Below are 18432 nucleotides of genomic sequence, written 5' to 3'. Positions count from 1 at the left end.
CTCAGGCTGGCTCTCCTCAGAAGATGTAGTCGGTGGTCAGGAAGCTCGAACTGCGGCCGCTGATGATCTCGCTGATCAGGTCTTTGTTGGTCTCCTGGAACTTGGTGGCCACCAGGGTGCGGATCGAAAACACCCGCAGTGCGTCATGGACCGACAAGGTGCCTTCGGCCGAGTTCTTGCGACCATTGAAGGGATAGGTGTCCGGGCCGCGCTGGCACTGGGCATTGAGGTTGATGCGCCCGACCTGATTGGCGAAGGTGTCCACCAACCGGCCAACCGCCACCGGGTTGGTGCCGAAGATGCTCAATTGCTGGCCAAAGTCCGACTCCAGCACGTAGTCGATCACGGTATCCAGATGACGATAGGGCACGATGGGGATGACGGGACCGAACTGTTCTTCCTGATAAACCCGCATCTGCGGCGTGACCGGGTACAGCACCGCCGGGTAGAAGAATGACGCACGAGCCTCGCCACCGTTGGGGTTGACTACCTTGGCGCCTTTGCTTTCGGCATCCGCCACCAGTGCATGCAGATAGTCGACCTTGCCCGATTCCGGCAGCGGTGTCAGGGCTACGCCACTTTCCCAGGGCATGCCGGGTTTGAGGTTGGCGAGCCTGGCATTGAATTTGTCGATGAAGGACTCGACCACGTCTTCATGGACAAACAGGATCTTCAGGGCGGTGCAGCGCTGGCCGTTGAATGACAGCGAACCGGTCACCGCTTCACTGACCGCGTTGTCCAGATCCACTTCCGGCAGGACGATGCCCGGGTTTTTCGCATCCAGGCCCAGCGCCGCGCGCAAGCGGTGGGGTCTCGGATGGAGTTTTTTCAGGTCACTGGCGGCCTTGTTGGTGCCAATGAAGGCAAAGATGTCGATCTTGCCGCTGGCCATCAGCGCACTGACCGTCTCGCGGCCGCTGCCGTAGATGACGTTGATCACCCCGGTCGGAAAGCTGTCGCGGAAGGCTTCCAGCAGCGGGCGAATCAGCAGCACGCCGAGCTTGGCCGGCTTGAACACCACGGTGTTGCCCATGATCAGCGCCGGGATCAGCGTGGTGAAGGTTTCGTTCAACGGATAGTTGTAAGGCCCCATGCACAGGGCCACGCCCATCGGCACGCGACGGATCTGGCCGAGGGTGTCCTGTTCCAGTTCGAAACGGCTGGAGCGGCGGTCGAGTTCCTTCAGGGCGTTGACGGTGTCGACGATGTAGTCGCAGGTGCGGTCGAACTCCTTTTCCGAGTCCTTGAGGTTCTTGCCGATTTCCCACATCAGCAACTTGACCACGGCGTCGCGCTGCTCGCGCATGCGCCCGAGGAAGGTTTCGACGTGCTGGATGCGTTCGGCCACGCGCATGGTCGGCCACAGGCCCTGGCCACGGTCGTAGGCACGGACTGCGGCGTCGAGGGCGGTCAAGGCGGTGTCGGCATCCAGCAGCGGCGTGCTGCCGAGGATCACCTGTTCATCGCCATTCGGGCCTGCCAGGTACACCGGGCTGCGGACCAGGGCCAGCGGCCCGTTCCAGGTTCTGAGTTGGCCATCGACCAGGTACTCGCGCTGCTCGGTCTGGCCGTCAAGGCGGTACTTTTCCGGGATCTCGGCGGGGCTAGGGAACAGGTTCTGGAGATTATTGGCTGTGGTCATGTCGCTACCCCTCTGGATTGGCTGATGCACTGATGAATCGTTTTAGCAGACCTCAGCAACGCTTGTCATGACTCATCTCAGGGTTTTACCGAACAGCATGATGTCGGGGACTTGTCGGTGCCTTGCGTCATGGCCTCAGAAGCGCCCCTTGTTGGCCCCCAATGCCCTCAACCTGCCCGCGCGGGGTGCCTTAATGTTGACTCTCCTTGATCACAACAAAAAAGTGCACCCGGCTGGCCGGGCAGCCATTGAGAGGACAGCCATGCGGGCAAGCCGATTAACTGAAAAGCCTAGCCTTTGTTTGGTCTTGGTGGGCTGTGTCTTTGCGGCGTTGCTTGCAGGGTGCGGCAAAGAACCAAACAACCCGCCGACCCGCAGCGAAGCAGGTGCCGCGAGGCCCGCCGACGCGGAACTCGCGCAGGTCTACGACAACAGCTGCAAGCTTTGCCATGCCAATCCGGCGGCCGGGGCGCCGCTGACCGGCGATATCAAGGCCTGGCAACCACGGGTATTACAGGGCGCCGACACGCTGCTCGATCACGCGATCAACGGTTACAACGGCATGCCGCCGATGGGGATGTGCATGCAGTGTTCGCAAGAACAGTTCCTGGCGCTGATTGCCTTTATGTCCGGCCAGCAAATCCAATAACAAGAACGGCAGGGTGCGATTCATGACGATGGACCTGACACGGCGTCAGTTGTTGCAACGTGCGAGCGTCATTGGCGCCTTTACCGCGCTCGGCTCAACGCCGGCACTGGCCGAGCTGCTGCGCGCGCCACGCCTGATTCCCTGGCGCAACTGGTCGGGAGGCCAGAGTTGCCTGCCGGCGGCGCGGTTGGCGCCCAAGAACCTGGATGAGTTGACGCAAGTGGTGCGCCAGGCCCCCGGCAAGATTCGTCCGGTGGGCTCGGCGCATTCCTTCAGTGCGCTGGTGCCCACCGACGGCACCTTACTGTCGCTGAGCTATTTCACGGGTTTGCTCGATCACGATCGGCAAACGCTGCAGGCCGAGTTCGCCGCCGGCACGCCGATGTCACGCATGGGCACGCCGCTCAAGGACATCGGCCAGGCCCTGCAAAACATGGCTGACATCGATTACCAGACCCTGGCCGGCGCGATCTCGACCTCGACCCACGGTACCGGCAAAGACTTTCAATCGTATTCGGCGCATGTCTGCGGCTTGCAGTTGGTGGCCGCCAACGGCGACGTGCTCGACTGCGATGCCAGCCGCCATCCTGAGGTGTTCAGTGCCGCGAGGGTGTCCTTGGGCGCGTTGGGCGTGGCCACCAGGGTACGCCTGCAAAACCGCCCGGCGTATCGATTGCGGGAGCGCCAATGGATCGCTAAAACCGAAGAGCTGCTGGAAGACCTGGACAAGAACACCCGGGAAAACCAGCACTGGGAAATGCTCGTGGTGACGCATTCCGACTACGCCTTGTCGATCGCCCTGAACGAAACCAGCGACCCGGCGACACCACCGGTCCCGGCGGATGAGGAGGGCGGCAACGAGTTTGTCACGCTGATCGAGAAGATCGACAAATACGCCAGCGACTTCCCGGACCTGCGTCGCACGATGCTCAATAACTTGCGCCATCTGGCCAGTTTCGATGACCGGGTGGGTGACTCGTTCGACATCTATGCCAACGTGCGCACGGTACGTTTCAATGAAATGGAATACTCCGTGCCGGCCGAATACGGCCCAGCCTGTTTGCGCGAGATCCTCAAACTGATCCAGGACAAGGACCTGCGCACCTGGTTTCCGATCGAGTACCGTTACGTCAAGGCCGACGACATTCCCCTGAGCATGTTCGAAGGCCGCGACAGCTGTTCGATCTCGGTCCACCAGCATTACCAGATGGATCATCACAACTTCTTCGCCGCCATCGAGCCGATTTTCTGGAAGTACAACGGCCGGCCGCACTGGGGCAAGTTGCACACGCTGAATGCGAAAAACCTGCAGTCGCTGTACCCGCGCTGGCAGGAATTCATCCAGGTGCGACAGGCGCTCGACCCCAGCGGCAAATTTCTCAACGCGCACTTGTCATCGATTCTGGGGGTGAGCTGATGGCCGTCAATCGCCGCAATTTCTTGCTCGGCACCGCCGGTGTCGGCGCCTTGTTGGTGGGTGTCGGGGCGTGGCTGCGACCGGGTGACCGAGGTGCGCCGTACAGCGATTACTTCCTTGCGCTGAATCGCGAACTCAAGGACCACGGCCCGATGCGACCGGTGATGCTGATCGACCTTGATCGGCTGGATCACAACATCGATGTGGTGATGCAATCGGTCAAGCGCGCCGGCAAGCACCTGCGGCTGGTGGAAAAATCGCTGCCGGCACCGGGACTATTGGCCTACATCGCCCAGCGCGCCGGTACGCAACGGCTGATGTCGTTTCACCAACCGTTTCTCAATCATGACGCGGTGCAGTTTGCCGAGGCCGATATTCTGCTGGGCAAGCCGCTGCCGGTGCGTTCGGCCGAGTTGTTCTATCAGTCGCACAAGGGACCTTTCGACCCTTCGAAGCAATTGCAATGGTTGCTTGATACGCCGCAACGCCTGCAGCAATACCTCGCCCTGGCTCAAGGGCTGGGCACGCGAGTACGGGTGAACATCGAACTGGATGTCGGGCTGCATCGCGGTGGCGTCAGTGACCTTGGCGTACTCGGGCAGATGCTGGCGCTGATCAGCCAGCACCCGCAGCACCTGGAATTCGCCGGGTACATGGGTTACGACCCGTTCGTGGGCATGGGCGTACCGGGGATCCTGGGCTCGCCCGAGGAGCTGTTCGCCAAGGTAATGGTGGTTTACAACCGCTGCGTCGATTTCACCCGTCAGCAATACCCCGGTCTGTGGCGCGAAGGGCTGACCCTCAATACGGCCGGCAGCCCGAGCTATCGCATGCATGAACACGAACAGCTCAGCAGCGAAGTGTCGGTGGGGACGGGGCTGCTCAAGCCCACTCATTATGATTTGCCGTCACTGGCGGAGCATGTGCCGGCCGCTTTTATCGCCACGCCGGTGCTGAAAAGCACCGGGGCTGTAAACATCCCGGCGCTGGATGGCAAGTCCAGGCTGTTTTCCTGGTGGGACACCAATCAGCGCGAGACGTATTTCATCTATGGCGGTAACTGGATGGCGGAGTTCGAATCGCCAGCGGGGTTGCAGAGCAATGGCGTGTATGGCCGCAGCTCGAACCAGGAAATGGTCAATGGTTCGGCGGCGGTGGGGCTGACGGTGGAGGACCAGGTGTTCTTGCGGCCTGCCCAGACGGAGTCGGTGTTGTTGCAGTTCGGGGATTTGCTGGCGGTTCGGGGTGGGCGGATTGTGGATAGCTGGCCTGTGTATTCCTGAAGTTTTTCAGTGTTTGTTCCGCCGTCATCGCGAGCAAGCTCGCTCCCACAATTTGGAATGCATTTCCCAGTTGGAATGCATCCCCCCCTGTGGGAGCGAGCTTGCTCGCGATGGCGTCAGTTCAGTCAAAACGCATACGGAATGCTGACCTTGGCCCAAAGCATTTCCCCTTCAGGCCGGTTTTCCACGTCGAACTCCTTGGCCCAGCGAATCTCCGCGCTGGCGTATTCGAGAAAGGTCCAGTGCAGTGCCGGACCAATGGCAAACACCTGGCCGCGTACCCCGTCGTTCACGTCCTGGCCATTGAACTGCACGGTGTGGCCGAACTGTTTGTCGTCGGTGGTTTGCTTGAGGTAGTAGCCGTTCAACCCGAGCATCAGGTCGTCGGTGATCTTGAAACTGGCGGAATAATCGAAGTGGAAAATCTGCCCCGACTTGTAGTCGGTGTCCTTGTTTTTCTCGTTGAAACTGTAGGTGGTCTTCATCGACACCTCGGTTCTGTCCGTCGGCAGCCAGGTGAAGGAGAACAACGGTTTGTAGGTGTAGAAGTTGTTGCTGGTGTTGGCCAGGCGGTCAACGCTGTACTCGCCGGTCGGCACGGTGATTTCGATGGCGGCGCCGAGGGTCAGGTTTGGACCCATGTCCCAGAGGATGATCGGCGCGACCGTGGTGTCGCCCATGCCTTCGCGGGTGTCCTGCAAGCCGAACACCGAGACTTCCTGCTTGAGCCAGGGCTGCGCGATGTAGCCGGCCAGCCGGCCGCCAAACACGCGCACCGGGCTGAGGTAATCCAGGCGCGGAATGACCGCCGTGGACTCGATCTCGACGTTCGGCACCTTGCCGCCGAGCGAGCTGATATTGAGCTTCGTGGCTTTGTAGTGGTTGTAGTAGAGGTTGAACGCAACCATGTTGTCCGGAAGGCTGTCGGGCGAAAGCGGCAACATGAAAAAACCGTCGGTGCCGGTGCCGATGTTGTCCACGCCAGTCTCGGTGGCCAGTGCCGGTTGCAGGGCGCAGACGCCGGCCAGGCCAATGACCATCAGGGGGAATGTCGTGCGGGTCGGGATCATGGGTGTACTCATTATTATTGTTGTCGGGCTGTCCGGCATCCATACGAGGGCCGCAACATAGAAATAAGCTGTCTGCGCCCTGCAAGGCAGGGTATTGGCGGCCATTTAGGGGGACTTCTGCGGACAGTCTTTGAGCCCTGTGCTAACTTCCTTCGACATAACCGGTTACAAAAATAAGAATGCAGCTCGACCCGGAATGTATAGCCCCATGCAAATGAAAGTGATCGATCCCACCTTTGAACTGGCGCTGGTGTCGCCGTTTCTCCTGCAGACCCTGGCCGAAGTCGCCGAGCAAAAAGGCATCCACCCCGAGAGCCTGTGCCGAGGGCTGGGCTTTACCTTTGAAGACCTGCAGGACCCGGCGCAGCGTATTTCCCATCGCCAGGCCGTGGCCATGATTCAACGCGCGCTCAAGGCCTTGCCCAATCAGGGGCTGGGCTTGTGGGTCGGCGCGCAGAATGTGCTCGGCACGCTGGGGTTGTTGGGGCATGTGTTGTCGCTGTGCAAGACCCTGCGCGATGCCTTCGAACTGGGCATTCGCCATCAACACACCTCTGGCGGCATTGTCGTGTCGAGTGTGGAGGAGGCGGGGGATCGGGTGTTTATCGACGTTGAATGCCGCTTGCCGTTCGCCGACGTGCAGTTGTTCGCGGTCGAGGAGTTTTTCGCCAGCCTGCTGGTGTACGGCCGGGCGCTGGTCGGGGCGGATTTCAAGCCGACGGCCGTGGAGTTCGTGCATGCCGCGCCGGACTATCTCGGCGAATATTCGCGCCTGCTGGGGCCGGACGTGCGTTTCGGTTGCCTGCAAAACCGCATGGTGATCGATGCGCATTGGCTGGACGTTCAGTTGCCCAATCACCATTCCCTGGCCCTGCGCCAGGCCGTGAAATTGCTCGAACTGGAAGCCGCGCAGGTGCACCAGAAAATGGATTTGATCCAGGCCGTGGAACGGGCGATTGCCCGGGACCTGACCGAGGGCAGCCACATCGAGAAAATCGCCGGCGACCTGAACATGAGCAGCCGCACCTTGCGCCGCCGTCTCACCGAACATGCGCTGACGTTCGAAACGCTGCTGGAACAAGTGCGCCAGGCCCGCACCATGAGCCTGCTGGCCAACCCGGACATGTCCATCGAACGCATCACCGAGGAAGTCGGCTACAGCGACGTGCGCAGCTTTCGCCGGGCTTTCAGGCGCTGGACCGGCAAGAGCCCGAGTGCGTTCCGCAACGAAAGCCCCAGCGTGGTTTGATCTTCTGTGGCGAGCGGGCTTCTGTGGCGAGGGGGCTTGCCCCCGTTGGGTTGCGAAGCAGCCCCAAAACCTGGCGACTCGGTATGACTGAAAATATAGGGGAGCGCTACGCGCTCCAACGGGGGCAAGCCCCCTCGCCACACAAGCCCCCTTTGCCACAGGTTCCTGGCCTCTGACGGCACACAAACCCTCGTACTCCGGTTAAACTCCATGCTCTTTTTCAAGGAGTTCATATGAGTCATTACCAGCCGGGCATTCTCGCCACCCCCGTTCCGCCTCAAGCTCGCCATATGTTCTTCGCCCTCGAATCCGTTGCGGCACTGCCGGCCGCGCTCGACAACTTGATGCAACTGGTGGACGGGAAATCGGCTGTCGTCGGCTTCGGCGAGTCCCTGGTCAAGGCGCTGGATGGGCAGATCGAAGGCCTGCGCACTTTCCCGGCACTGACTGGCGTCGGCGTCGACAATCCGTCGACCCAACACGCGCTCTGGTGCTGGCTGCACGGTGAAGACCGTGGCGAATTGCTCAACCGCAGCAACGCCATCTCGGCGGCACTGGCCCCGGCGTTGCGCCTGGTGCAGATGAACGAAACCTTTCGCCACATGACCGGCCATGACCTGACCGGCTACGAAGATGGCACCGAGAACCCCCACGACGCAGCCGCCGTGACCGCCGCCCTGGTGGGTGAGGGCGCGGACGGCACGGTGGGTGGCAGCTTCGCCGCGATCCAGCAGTGGCAGCATGACTTGAAAGGTTTCCATGGGCTGTCGGCGGATGAAAAAGACAACATCATGGGTCGCCGCTTGAGCGATAACGAAGAGATCGACGACGCGCCGGTTTCCGCCCACGTCAAACGCACCGCCCAGGAAAGCTTTGCGCCTGAAGCCTTCGTGGTGCGCCGCTCGATGCCGTGGATCGAAGGTGACCGTGCTGGCCTGATGTTCCTGGCCTTCGGTTTTTCCCTCGACGCCTTCGAAGCCCAACTGCGCCGCATGAGTGGCCTGGAAGACGGCATCACCGACGGTCTGTACCGCATCAGCCGTCCGATCACCGGTGGCTACTACTGGTGCCCGCCGCTCAAGGACGGTCGACTGGACCTGCGCGCATTGCGCGTCGGCTGAGCCGCAAGGAGTGCCTATGAACCTGGTGCGCTGGGGCATGATCGGTTGTGGCAGTGTCGCTGAACGCAAAAGCGGGCCGGCCTTCTACAAGGCGCCCGGATCGGCGTTGGTCGCGGTGATGGGCAGGCGCCTGGAAGCCGTCACCGACTACGCCACGCGCCACGGCATCGCTCGGGTCTACACCGATGCGCAGGCGCTGATCAACGATCCCGAGGTCGACGCGGTGTACATCGCCACGCCGCCCGACAGCCATCACGCCTATGCTTTGCAGGTGGCCGCGGCCGGCAAGCATTGCTGCGTGGAAAAACCGATGGCGCTGAATGCCGGACAAAGCCGTGAAATGCAGCAGGTGTTTGCCGATGCCGGGTTGCACCTGTTCGTGTCCTATTACCGACGTTCGTTGCCACGCTTCCGGCAAGTGCGGCAATGGCTGGAAGAGGGGCGGATCGGCGAGGTCCGGCACCTGAGCTGGACCCTCACCAAAGCCCCGTCGGCAGCGGACCGGAGCGGCACCGATAACTGGCGCACCGACCCGGCAATTGCCGGTGGAGGTTACTTCGCCGATCTGGCCAGCCATGGCCTGGACCTGTTTCAGTACCTGTTCGGCGATATCGTCGAAGTCGCCGGGCTCACCGCGCGGCAGGCCGGTTTGTACGCGGCCGAAGATGCCGTCAGCGCCACTTGGCGGTTTGCCAGCGGGGCACTGGGGATGGGCTGCTGGAACTTCGTTGCAGACCGTCGCGAAGACCGGGTCGAAGTGATTGGCAGCAAAGGCCGGATCACCTTTTCAGTGTTCGATGAACACCCGGTCGAACTGCACGCCGACGAGTTGCACGCTGGCGAGCACCTCAGCCTGACCATCGAGCATCACGCACACATTCAGTGGCACCACGTATTGGGCATGAATGCGCATATTCGTGGCGAGACGCAGCACCCCGCCGTGGCCGAACAGGCGCTGAAGACCGATTGGGTCATGGACCAGATTCTCAAGCGGCACTGATTTCTCAGATCACACACAACCCCCTGTGGGAGCGAGCTTGCTCGCGATAGCGGTTGCACATTCAACATTGAAGTCGACTGACCCGCCGCCATCGCGAGCAAGCTCGCTCCCACAGGGACGGTGGTGGATCTAACCTTATTCTCAAACAGTATTTCTCAATCCTCACTCTGCCTCTCTAAGATCACGTCATAACTCGTTATAACAAGTGATCTGCCATGACCGATAACGTTCTATCCCTGAGCAGCGTCCCGTTGCACACCCAGCTGCGAGATGTGCTGCGCGCCCGCATCCTCGACGGCGAATACCCGCAAGACAGCCAGATGCCTTCAGAAAGCGAGCTTGGCGCGTTGTTCAAGGTCAGCCGCATCACCGTGCGTCAGGCTTTGGGTGACCTGCAAAAGGAAGGGCTGATCTTCAAGATCCACGGCAAGGGCACTTTCGTCGCCAAGCCGAAAACTTTCCAGAACGTCAGCACCCTGCAAGGCCTGGCTGAGTCCATGACCGATCGCGGCTATGAGGTGATCAACCGCCTGCGCAGCTTCAAATTCATTGCCGCCGACAAGCTCGTGGCCGAGCGTTTGCAGGTCGCCGAAGGCGAGGTTGTGGCGCAGATCAAACGTGTGCGCCTGATCAATCGCGAGCCGGTTTCCCTGGAAATCACTTACCTGCCCAAGGCCATTGGCGAGCGCCTGGAAAAAGCCGACCTGGTCACCCGCGATATTTTCCTGATCCTGGAAAACGACTGCGGCTTGACCCTGGGGCACGCCGACCTGGCCATCGATGCGGTACTGGCCGACAGCGACCTGACCCACGCGCTAAACGTTGAACCCGGCTCGCCGATCATGCACATCGAACGCCTGACCCACGATGTCGACGGTCGGCCGCTGGACTTCGAACACCTTTACTACCGTGGCGATGCCTTCCAGTACCGCCTGCGGATCGACCGGGAAAAAGGGGATCAGGCATGACCCGAAGCACATTGGAGCAGGAATACGACATCGTCGTGATCGGCGGCGGCACCGCCGGCCCCATGGCGGCGATCAAGGCCAAGGAACGCAACCGCGACCTGCGGGTGTTGTTGATCGACAAGGCCAACGTCAAGCGCAGCGGCGCGATCAGCATGGGCATGGACGGCCTGAACAACGCGATCATTCCCGGCCACTCGACGCCGGAGCAGTACACCAAGGAAATCACCATCGCCAACGACGGCATCGTCAATCAGGCCGCGGTGTACGCCTATGCCACCCACAGTTTCGAAACGATCGAACAACTGGACCGCTGGGGCGTGAAATTCGAGAAGGACGAAACCGGCGACTACGCGGTGAAAAAGGTCCACCACATGGGCGCTTATGTGTTGCCGATGCCGGAAGGGCACGACATCAAGAAAGTCCTCTATCGGCAGTTGAAGCGCGCGCGGGTGAGTATCACCAATCGCCTGGTCTGCACCCGATTGCTGACGGATGAAGAGGGCGCGGTCAACGGCGTGATGGGCTTCGACTGCCGCACGGCGGACTTCCACGTGATCAAGGCCAAGGCGGTGATCCTCGCTTGCGGTGCCGCCGGACGCCTGGGGTTGCCGTCTTCGGGCTACCTGATGGGCACCTACGAAAACCCGACCAATGCCGGCGACGGCTACTCGATGGCCTACCATGCCGGGGCCGAACTGGCGAACCTGGAATGCTTCCAGATCAACCCGCTGATCAAGGATTACAACGGCCCGGCCTGCGCCTACGTCACCGGCCCCTTGGGCGGCTACACCGCCAACAACAAGGGCGAACGCTTCATCGAGTGCGACTACTGGAGCGGGCAGATGATGTGGGAGTTCCATCAGGAACTGGAAAGCGGCAATGGCCCGGTGTTCCTCAAGCTCGATCATCTGGCCGAGGAAACCATCCAGAACATCGAAGAGATCCTGCACAGCAACGAGCGTCCGAGTCGCGGCCAGTTCCACGCCAATCGCGGCACCGACTACCGCACGCAGATGGTCGAGATGCACATCTCGGAAATCGGTTTTTGCAGCGGGCATTCGGCGTCGGGGGTGTGGGTCAACGAGAAGGCCGAGACCTCGGTCAAGGGCTTGTACTCGGCGGGAGACATGGCTGCGGTGCCGCACAACTACATGCTCGGTGCGTTTACCTATGGGTGGTTCGCTGGCCAGAACGCGGCGGATTTTGTCGCCGGGCGCGAGTTTTCAGCGCTGGATGCCCGGCAGATCGAAACCGAAAAACAACGGGTCTACGCACCGCTGGAGCGTGAGCACGGCCTGCCGCCAGCCCAGGTCGAATACAAGCTGCGGCGCTTGGTCAACGACTACCTGCAACCGCCGAAAGTGACCAGGAAGATGCAGATCGGCCTGCAGCGCTTCAGCGACATCCAGCGCGATCTCGACCAGATCAAGGCGCACAACGCCCACGAGCTGATGCGCGCCATGGAAGTCAGCATGATCCGCGACTGCGCCGAAATGGCCGCCCGCGCTTCATTGTTCCGCGCCGAAAGCCGCTGGGGGCTTTACCACCATCGCGTCGATCACCCGCAACGCAACGACCGCGACTGGTTCTGCCATTGCCACCTGAAGAAAGACGAAAACGGTTTGATGAGCAGTTTCAAGAAAGCCGTCGAGCCTTACATCATCCCGCTCGATGCCGACGAGATGCAGGCCTACGACCGGCTGCGGGTCGGCGCGGATGCCGCCTGAGCATCACCCCAAGAGAGACCGTGAAATGGCCTATCAAGCCCAGGAAATTTTCTTCCGCTCCAACGCCCCCGTCACCGTCGACGAGGACAAATGCATCGCCCACAAAGGCTGCACCGTGTGCGTAGACGTCTGCCCGATGGACCTGCTGGCGATCAACCCGGCCACGCAAAAGGCCTACATGGCGTTCGACGAATGCTGGTACTGCATGCCCTGTGAAAAGGACTGTCCGACGGGTGCGGTGAAAGTCGAAATCCCGTACCTGCTGCGCTGAAATACTGTCCCTGTGGGATCGAGGCCAGTCGCAAGTCCTGCATACACCAGAAAAACCTGTGGGAGCGAGCTTTCTCGCGATGAGGCCAGCTCGAACAACCCAAAACGCCATCCGGCACCACCGGACGCCTGATTCAAGACACCCCTCGTTTCCCACCGCGCCCTGATCGTGGCGGAGACGAACATCCTATAAATGATTCGAGGGGAAACACTCATGATGTTGCGTGCAGCTTTGGCCGGTCTGGTACTGGCTTCATTCACCCTGTCGGCCTCGGCCGAAACCATCCGCATTGCCATCGGTACCCAGGACACCACCATCAACTGCGCCGCCGGCGGATTGTTGATTCGCGAACTCGGGCTGCTGGACAAATACCTGCCCCACGATGGCCCCTACAAGGACGCCCAATACGAGGTGCAGTGGAAAAACTTCACCAGCGGCGCACCCCTGACCAACGAAATGGTGGCCGGCAAACTCGACTTCGGCGCCATGGCCGACTTCCCCGGCGCGTTCAACGGCGTAGCGTTCGAAACGGCGGGCAAGCACAGCCTGTTTATCAGCGTGCTGTCGGGCAGCATCAAGGGCAGCGGCAACGGCATCGTGGTGCCAAGCGCATCGGGTGTGCAGTCGCTGGCAGAGCTGAAGGGCAAGACCATTTCCGTGCCGTTCGCTTCCACCGCCCATGGCATGCTGTTGCGCGCCGTCGCGGCCCAGGGCTGGGACCCGCTCAAGGACGTGAACATCATCGCCCAGCCGCCGGAAGTCGCCGGCTCCGCATTGCAGGCCGGCAAGATCGATGCTCACGCTGACTTCGTGCCCTTCGCCGAACTGTTCCCCAGCCGTGGTTTCGCCCGCAAGATTTATGACGGAGCCCAGGCCAACGCGCCGACCTTCCACGGTGCGCTGGTCGATCAGGCCTATGCGAAGAAGTACCCGGAAATCGTCGTCGCTTACCTGCGGGCGAGTATTGAAGCCAACCAGCTGCTGGCGGCTGAGCCGGAGAAATACAGCGAGTTGATCGCCAAGGTCACCGGGGTCGATGCCGAGGTCAATTATCTGTTCCATGGCCCACTCGGTGTGCAGACCCGCGACCTGAGCTGGAAGCCGGAATACCGTCAGGCCGTGGGCACCGCCATCGATACCCTCAAGTTGTTGAAGAAGGCCGATCGCGGTCTGGATCTCAACACCTTCATTGACGACCAATACATCCGCGCCGCCTTCAAGGCCTCGAACCTGGACTACAGCGCGCAACTGGCCAGTTACGGGCAGGCGCCGCTCAAGGCCGTCGATGCCGCCAGCGGTCAAGCCATCACCGACTTCAGCCACGTGGCGGAAATCTGGGTGCGCGGCGAGCCTAAAGTCCGCCAGTACGCCTCGGCGCAAGCGGCGTTTGCCGCGCTGGCCAGCCTCAAGCAGGAAGGCAGGAGCATCCGCGCGGTGTACGCCCAGGCCAGTGACAGCGGGATCAAGCTGCTGGCGGATCAGGCGTGGTTTGCCACCGACGGGAAAGGGCAGCTGAGCGCGTTCCTGCTCAAAGGCCAGGCCCAACAGTTCGCCACGGCGCAGGGCGGGAAAGTTTACGACTTCACCGATGCTACCGCACAGGCCGTGGCCGTTCGCTAACCGGCAAAACACCACAGCCCCCTGTAGGAGCGAGCCTGCTCGCGAAAAACGTCCGGACAACGCGATCCGTCAGACAGAGCGCGTAATCGTTGGCGTTCTTCGCGAGCAAGCTCGCTCCTACAGGAGGTGGGTTGAGAGGAATAATTGTGTACCGATCATATTCACGCTGGATCCCCAGAGCCACGTCCTTGCTGCTCTGCCTGCTGTTCTGGCAACTCGCCGCCAGCCACCACTGGAACCTCGGCCTGGTGACCTTCGCCAACGTCCCGACACCCTTGGCGGTCATTGAAGCCGCCCTCGGCCTCGGCGACTCGGGCAAGCTCGCCCAGCACCTGGGCAGCAGCCTCGGCCGGGTGTTCGCCGGTTACCTCGCGGCGCTGATCATTGGTGTGGCTCTGGGCCTGGCCATCGGTCGCTCGAAATGGGCCGAAGATCTCTTGCTGCCGCCCCTGGAAGTGCTGCGCCCGATCCCGGCAGTGGCGTGGATTCCCCTGGCGATCCTGATGTTTCCCTCGTCGGAACTGTCGATGGTGTTCATCACCTTCACCGGCGCATTGTTCCCGATCCTGCTCAACACCGTGCACGGCGTCGAAGGCGTCGATCCACGGCTGATCGCCTCGGCGAAAAGCCTCGGGGCAGGGCGCCGGGCAATCCTGCTGGAGGTCGTTCTTCCGGGCGCTGCGCCTAGCATCATCACCGGCCTGGCCATCGGCATGGGCACCTCGTGGTTCTGCCTGGTGACGGCGGAAATGATCTCCGGCCAATTCGGCATCGGCTATTACACCTGGGAGTCCTACACCATCCAGAACTACGCCGACATCGTCGTCGGCATGCTGCTGATCGGCGTGCTCGGGATGGGCAGCAGCCTGTCGATCAAGCGTCTGGGCGGGCTTTTCACGCCTTGGCATCGACCACGAGGAAAAGCCTGATGAGCGTTTTTCAACACCTGGAAGGGCGTATCGACATTCGCGGGCTGTCAATCAGCCTGGGCGAGGGGGACGCGGCTTTCGAAGCGGTACAGGGCCTCGACTGCCAGATCGAGCCAGGGCAGTTCGTGTGCATACTCGGGCCGTCCGGTTGCGGCAAGTCCACCTTGCTCGGCGCCCTGGCCGGCCACCTGCAACCGCGCACCGGCACGCTGAATGTCGATGGCGCAGCGGTGTCGGGCCCATCGCCCCAGCGCGGCATGGTGTTCCAGCAGCACACACTGTTTCCTTGGCGCACGGTGCGTGACAACGTCGCCTTCGGCCTGAAAATGCGTGGCGTCGGCAAGGCCGAACGGCACAAGGCGGCGGATGAAATCCTCGCCCTGGTGGGCCTCGAAGGTTTTGCCGGGCGCTGGCCCGACCAGCTCTCCGGCGGCATGCAGCAACGGGTGGAAATCGCCCGGGTGCTGGTCAACCGTCCGCGCCTGTTGTTGATGGACGAACCCTTTGGCGCCCTCGATGCCCTGACCCGGTTGAACATGCAGGAACTGCTGCTGGACATCTGGACGCGCATCCGCACCACCGTGGTGTTTGTCACCCATGACATCGACGAAGCGCTGTTCCTCGCTGATCGCCTGTTGGTCATGAGCTCGCGCCCCGGGCGAATCATCGAAGACCTGCGCCTGGACTTCCCCAGGCCGCGCAGCACGGAACTGATGACCCGCCCTGAATTCTCGCACCTCAAGCGCCATTGCCTCGAACTCCTGCGCCACGAAGACGGTCGGCAACTGCCACGCTTGAATCCGCTCGGTCTTCCCCCTGAAAACAAACTGCCGCGATTTGCCCTATGACCTCACTATTCGATGTAACCGATAACGACGACATTCTTGCCCTGCAACCGCGCCTGACCGATGACGACCCCGGTGTACGCCGGATCGCGCTGATCGAACTGGCCGATCTCGAGGAGCCGGATGGCCTGCAGTGGTTGATCAATCGACTGGCCGAAGACCCGATTGCAGACGTTCGCGCCGAAGCCGCGCGGTTGCTGGAAGCCTGGGAGGATGAGCCCGTGGTCGAGGCGTTGTGCCAGGCGCTGACGGATCCATCCCCGGCGGTGCAGGCGGCCGCAGCGCAGAGCCTTAGCCTGCTCAAGAGTGAAGCGGCGGGCCGGGTCATTCTGCCGTGGACCGGGCATGCCGACAGCGGCGTACGCATCGCCGCGTTCAGGGCGTTGCGCGAGTTGCGTTGCCCCGATGCCGCCGATGCGGCTGCCCGGGCATTGGACGATGAAAGCGCCAGCGTGCGCCGCGAGGCGGTGGGCGTGCTCGGCTGGCTCAAGCAACTCGATGCCTTGCCGGCCCTGGCGCAGTTGGCCAGCGCTGACCCGGACACTGAAGTTCGGCGTGCCGCCACCGGGGCGTTGGGCCTGGCGTCTGACGCGCAGGTGCTGCCGGCCCTGCGCCAGGCCTTGCGCGACGCTGCCTGGCAAGTCCGCGAAGAAGCCGCCACCACCCTGGGCAAGGTCGGCCACCTAGACGCCGGCCCGGCCCTGATCGACGCCTTGGGCGACGATTACTGGCAAGTGCGTCTGCGCGCCACCCGCAGCCTCGGTCGCTTGCGTTATGGACCGGCGCTCGATGCGTTGATCGACACCCTCGGCCACCGCATCAGCAACCTGCGCAAGGAAGCCGCCCTGGCCCTCGGCGAATTGAACGACCCACGGGCCATAGCGGCATTGCAGGCCGCGCAGGACGACGGCGACCCGGAAGTGCGCAAGGCCGTGCGCATTGCCTTGAGTCAACTGCAATGAATCCGCTGGCGGTGGGTAATTCACGGAGCAGACAACAACTGCGCCTGAGTTGGCCGGATGGCCGCGAACAGTGGCTGGACCACGCCGAACTGCGCCGGCATTGCCCGTGTTCGCAGTGCCGGGCGTTTCGTATGCGGGGGCTGACGCCGATGGTTGATGGGCGGGTTCGGGTTATCGAATTGCACTCGCAGGGGTATGGACTGCAACTGGTCTTCAGCGATGGCCATGAGCGCGGGATTTATCCGTGGGCGTATCTGGCGCAACTCACCTCTTGAGTCACTGAAATCCAATGTGGGAGCGAGCTTGCTCGCGATGCGGCCCGGTCAGTCGACACATATGTTGAATGAAAGACCATCGCGAGCAAGCTCGCTCCCACAGGTCACTGGTCCTGCCACCAGATGATTGACGGTCCTTGCCAGGCAAAAGCCAAAAGAGTACAAATGTACTCCATGACGACTCTGACTCCCCGCCGTACCGCCATCCTGACCTTTATCCGCGATCGCATCGCCGAGCACGGTCAGCCTCCGAGCCTCGCTGAAATCAGCGAGGCGTTCGGTTTTGCCTCCCGCAGCGTGGCGCGCAAGCATGTGCTGGCGCTGACCGAAGCCGGGTTTATCGAGGTCAACCCGCATCAGGCCCGGGGCATTCGCCTGCTCGGGCAGCCGCCGCGTCCCGAGTTGCTGGACATCCCGGTACTCGGCCGGGTGGCGGCCGGTGCGCCGATTGGGGCCGATGCGGAGGTCCATAGCCGCTTGCTGCTCGATCCGTCGATCTTTTCGCGGGTGCCGGACTACATGTTGCGGGTCCGGGGTGACTCGATGATCGAGGACGGCATTCTCGATGGCGATCTGGTGGGCGTGCACCGCAACCCCGAGGCGCTCAACGGCCAGATCGTCGTGGCGCGACTCGACGGCGAAGTCACCATCAAGCGCTTCGAGCGGGTCGGCGATGTGGTTCGCCTGCTGCCACGCAACCCGGCCTACCGGCCGATCATTGTCGAAGCCGACCGGGACCTGGCCATCGAAGGCGTGTTCTGTGGCCTGGTGAGGCAAGGCTGATGGGTGCCGTCGTTGCGCTGGATACGCTGTTCAATGGCGGCCAGGTCTGGAAGGGCCGGCCTGCGCCACCGGCCGCCAGCCCGCAACCCACCGGGCATGCCGCGCTGGACGCTGCATTGCCCAGCGGAGGCTGGCCGGAGGCGGCGCTGACGGAAATCCTCTTGGCCGGGCAGGGCGTGGGCGAGTTGCAACTGGTGTGGCCGACGCTGGCACGGCTGTCGGCGGCGGGCGAGCGCATCGTGCTGGTGGCGCCGCCTTATGTGCCGTATCCCCAGGCGTGGCAGGGTGCCGGGGTCGATCTGCGTCAGCTGTCGATCATCCAGGCCAGCGAGCGCGATGCGCTGTGGGCCGCGGAACAATGCCTGCGTTCTGGCAGTTGCGGCGCGGTGCTGTGCTGGCCGCACAAGGCCGATGACCGCGCCTTGCGCCGCTTGCAGGTGGCGGCGGAAACCGGCCAGACCCTGGCCTTCGCCTATCGCCCCCTCAGTGAAGCGATCAACCCTTCGCCGGCGGCCCTGCGCATTGCCATCGATGCCCGACCGGTACAACTGCGCGTGCTCAAGTGCCGCGGCGGCCTGGTCCGTTCGGCGCCGATTGCCTTCGCCGTAGGGCATTGAGGTT

18 protein-coding genes are annotated in these 18432 nt (G+C 62.2%); 16 read left to right on the top strand and 2 right to left on the bottom strand.

All coding sequences use genetic code 11. The annotated features are described in order from the left end of the window. Window positions 1-16: 16 nt before the first annotated feature. Entirely contained in the window at window positions 17-1642 is a 1626-nt protein-coding gene (locus KW840_RS20585) for an NADP-dependent glyceraldehyde-3-phosphate dehydrogenase (protein ID WP_218497306.1), read from the bottom strand. Between the two features lie 262 nt (window positions 1643-1904). Between KW840_RS20585 and KW840_RS20580 the strand changes: the two genes are divergently transcribed. The 3 genes from KW840_RS20580 to KW840_RS20570 all read left to right on the top strand — a co-directional run bounded on the left by KW840_RS20580 (window position 1905) and on the right by KW840_RS20570 (window position 4991). Beyond that, window positions 1905-2291, top strand: coding sequence for a cytochrome c5 family protein (locus KW840_RS20580; RefSeq protein WP_218497778.1), 387 nt, complete (start codon window positions 1905-1907; stop codon window positions 2289-2291). Between the two features lie 22 nt (window positions 2292-2313). Beyond that, window positions 2314-3708, top strand: a complete 1395-nt coding sequence (locus KW840_RS20575) for a D-arabinono-1,4-lactone oxidase (RefSeq protein ID WP_371318479.1) — start codon at window positions 2314-2316, stop codon at window positions 3706-3708. A 74-nt stretch (window positions 3709-3782) separates the two neighbouring features. Beyond that, a complete protein-coding gene (locus tag KW840_RS20570; RefSeq protein ID WP_218497776.1) occupies window positions 3783-4991 on the top strand; it encodes a DSD1 family PLP-dependent enzyme in 1209 nt (402 codons plus the stop codon). Between the two features lie 125 nt (window positions 4992-5116). Here the strand turns inward: KW840_RS20570 and KW840_RS20565 are convergent, their stop codons facing one another. After that, window positions 5117-6031: a transporter gene (locus KW840_RS20565; protein WP_371318481.1), complete on the bottom strand. Its 915-nt coding sequence runs from the start codon at window positions 6029-6031 to the stop codon at window positions 5117-5119. 238 nt (window positions 6032-6269) lie between these two features. On the opposite strand from KW840_RS20565, the gene KW840_RS20560 reads away from it, so the two are divergent. The 13 genes from KW840_RS20560 to imuA all read left to right on the top strand — a co-directional run bounded on the left by KW840_RS20560 (window position 6270) and on the right by imuA (window position 18428). Beyond that, window positions 6270-7310, top strand: coding sequence for an AraC family transcriptional regulator (locus tag KW840_RS20560; protein ID WP_154909274.1), 1041 nt, complete (start codon window positions 6270-6272; stop codon window positions 7308-7310). A 233-nt stretch (window positions 7311-7543) separates the two neighbouring features. Then, window positions 7544-8431 (top strand): Dyp-type peroxidase, encoded by an 888-nt coding sequence (locus tag KW840_RS20555; protein ID WP_090455703.1) that lies wholly within the window; start codon window positions 7544-7546, stop codon window positions 8429-8431. A gap of 16 nt (window positions 8432-8447) precedes the next feature. Continuing rightward, window positions 8448-9431: a Gfo/Idh/MocA family protein gene (locus KW840_RS20550; protein ID WP_057714327.1), complete on the top strand. Its 984-nt coding sequence runs from the start codon at window positions 8448-8450 to the stop codon at window positions 9429-9431. Window positions 9432-9646: 215 nt separating this feature from the next. Next, a complete protein-coding gene (locus KW840_RS20545) occupies window positions 9647-10399 on the top strand; it encodes a GntR family transcriptional regulator (RefSeq protein WP_090455699.1) in 753 nt (250 codons plus the stop codon). Then, entirely contained in the window at window positions 10396-12126 is a 1731-nt protein-coding gene (locus tag KW840_RS20540; protein ID WP_218497300.1) for a fumarate reductase/succinate dehydrogenase flavoprotein subunit, read from the top strand. Before KW840_RS20545 ends, KW840_RS20540 begins: the two co-directional genes overlap by 4 nt. Window positions 12127-12151: 25 nt before the next feature. Beyond that, on the top strand, window positions 12152-12397 hold the full coding sequence (locus KW840_RS20535; RefSeq protein ID WP_008050632.1) for a ferredoxin family protein: 246 nt from the start codon (window positions 12152-12154) through the stop codon (window positions 12395-12397). A gap of 213 nt (window positions 12398-12610) precedes the next feature. Continuing rightward, window positions 12611-14017, top strand: coding sequence for an ABC transporter substrate-binding protein (locus KW840_RS20530; protein WP_218497298.1), 1407 nt, complete (start codon window positions 12611-12613; stop codon window positions 14015-14017). Between the two features lie 146 nt (window positions 14018-14163). Then, window positions 14164-14946, top strand: coding sequence for an ABC transporter permease (locus KW840_RS20525; protein ID WP_218497297.1), 783 nt, complete (start codon window positions 14164-14166; stop codon window positions 14944-14946). Next, complete coding sequence (locus KW840_RS20520; RefSeq protein ID WP_057714336.1) at window positions 14946-15794, top strand: ABC transporter ATP-binding protein; 849 nt, start codon at window positions 14946-14948, stop codon at window positions 15792-15794. The genes KW840_RS20525 and KW840_RS20520 overlap by 1 nt, the downstream gene beginning before the upstream one ends. Then, window positions 15791-16753 carry a HEAT repeat domain-containing protein gene (locus KW840_RS20515; RefSeq protein WP_218497295.1) on the top strand — a complete coding sequence of 321 codons (963 nt, stop codon included), beginning with the start codon at window positions 15791-15793 and terminating at the stop codon, window positions 16751-16753. The genes KW840_RS20520 and KW840_RS20515 overlap by 4 nt, the downstream gene beginning before the upstream one ends. Beyond that, window positions 16750-17028 carry a DUF971 domain-containing protein gene (locus KW840_RS20510; protein ID WP_218497292.1) on the top strand — a complete coding sequence of 93 codons (279 nt, stop codon included), beginning with the start codon at window positions 16750-16752 and terminating at the stop codon, window positions 17026-17028. Before KW840_RS20515 ends, KW840_RS20510 begins: the two co-directional genes overlap by 4 nt. A gap of 165 nt (window positions 17029-17193) precedes the next feature. Then, entirely contained in the window at window positions 17194-17811 is a 618-nt protein-coding gene (lexA, locus tag KW840_RS20505) for a transcriptional repressor LexA (RefSeq protein WP_008016176.1), read from the top strand. Further along, window positions 17811-18428 (top strand): translesion DNA synthesis-associated protein ImuA, encoded by a 618-nt coding sequence (gene imuA / locus KW840_RS20500; protein ID WP_218497289.1) that lies wholly within the window; start codon window positions 17811-17813, stop codon window positions 18426-18428. The genes lexA and imuA overlap by 1 nt, the downstream gene beginning before the upstream one ends. Window positions 18429-18432: the final 4 nt, after the last annotated feature.

It is taken from the genome of Pseudomonas sp. PDM30 (genome assembly GCF_019218985.1).
In the GTDB taxonomy this organism is placed as follows: Bacteria; Pseudomonadota; Gammaproteobacteria; order Pseudomonadales; family Pseudomonadaceae; genus Aquipseudomonas; species Aquipseudomonas jessenii.
The sequence above is the reverse complement of the archived record's forward strand: the minus strand, read 5'-3'. Positions and strand labels throughout refer to the sequence as shown.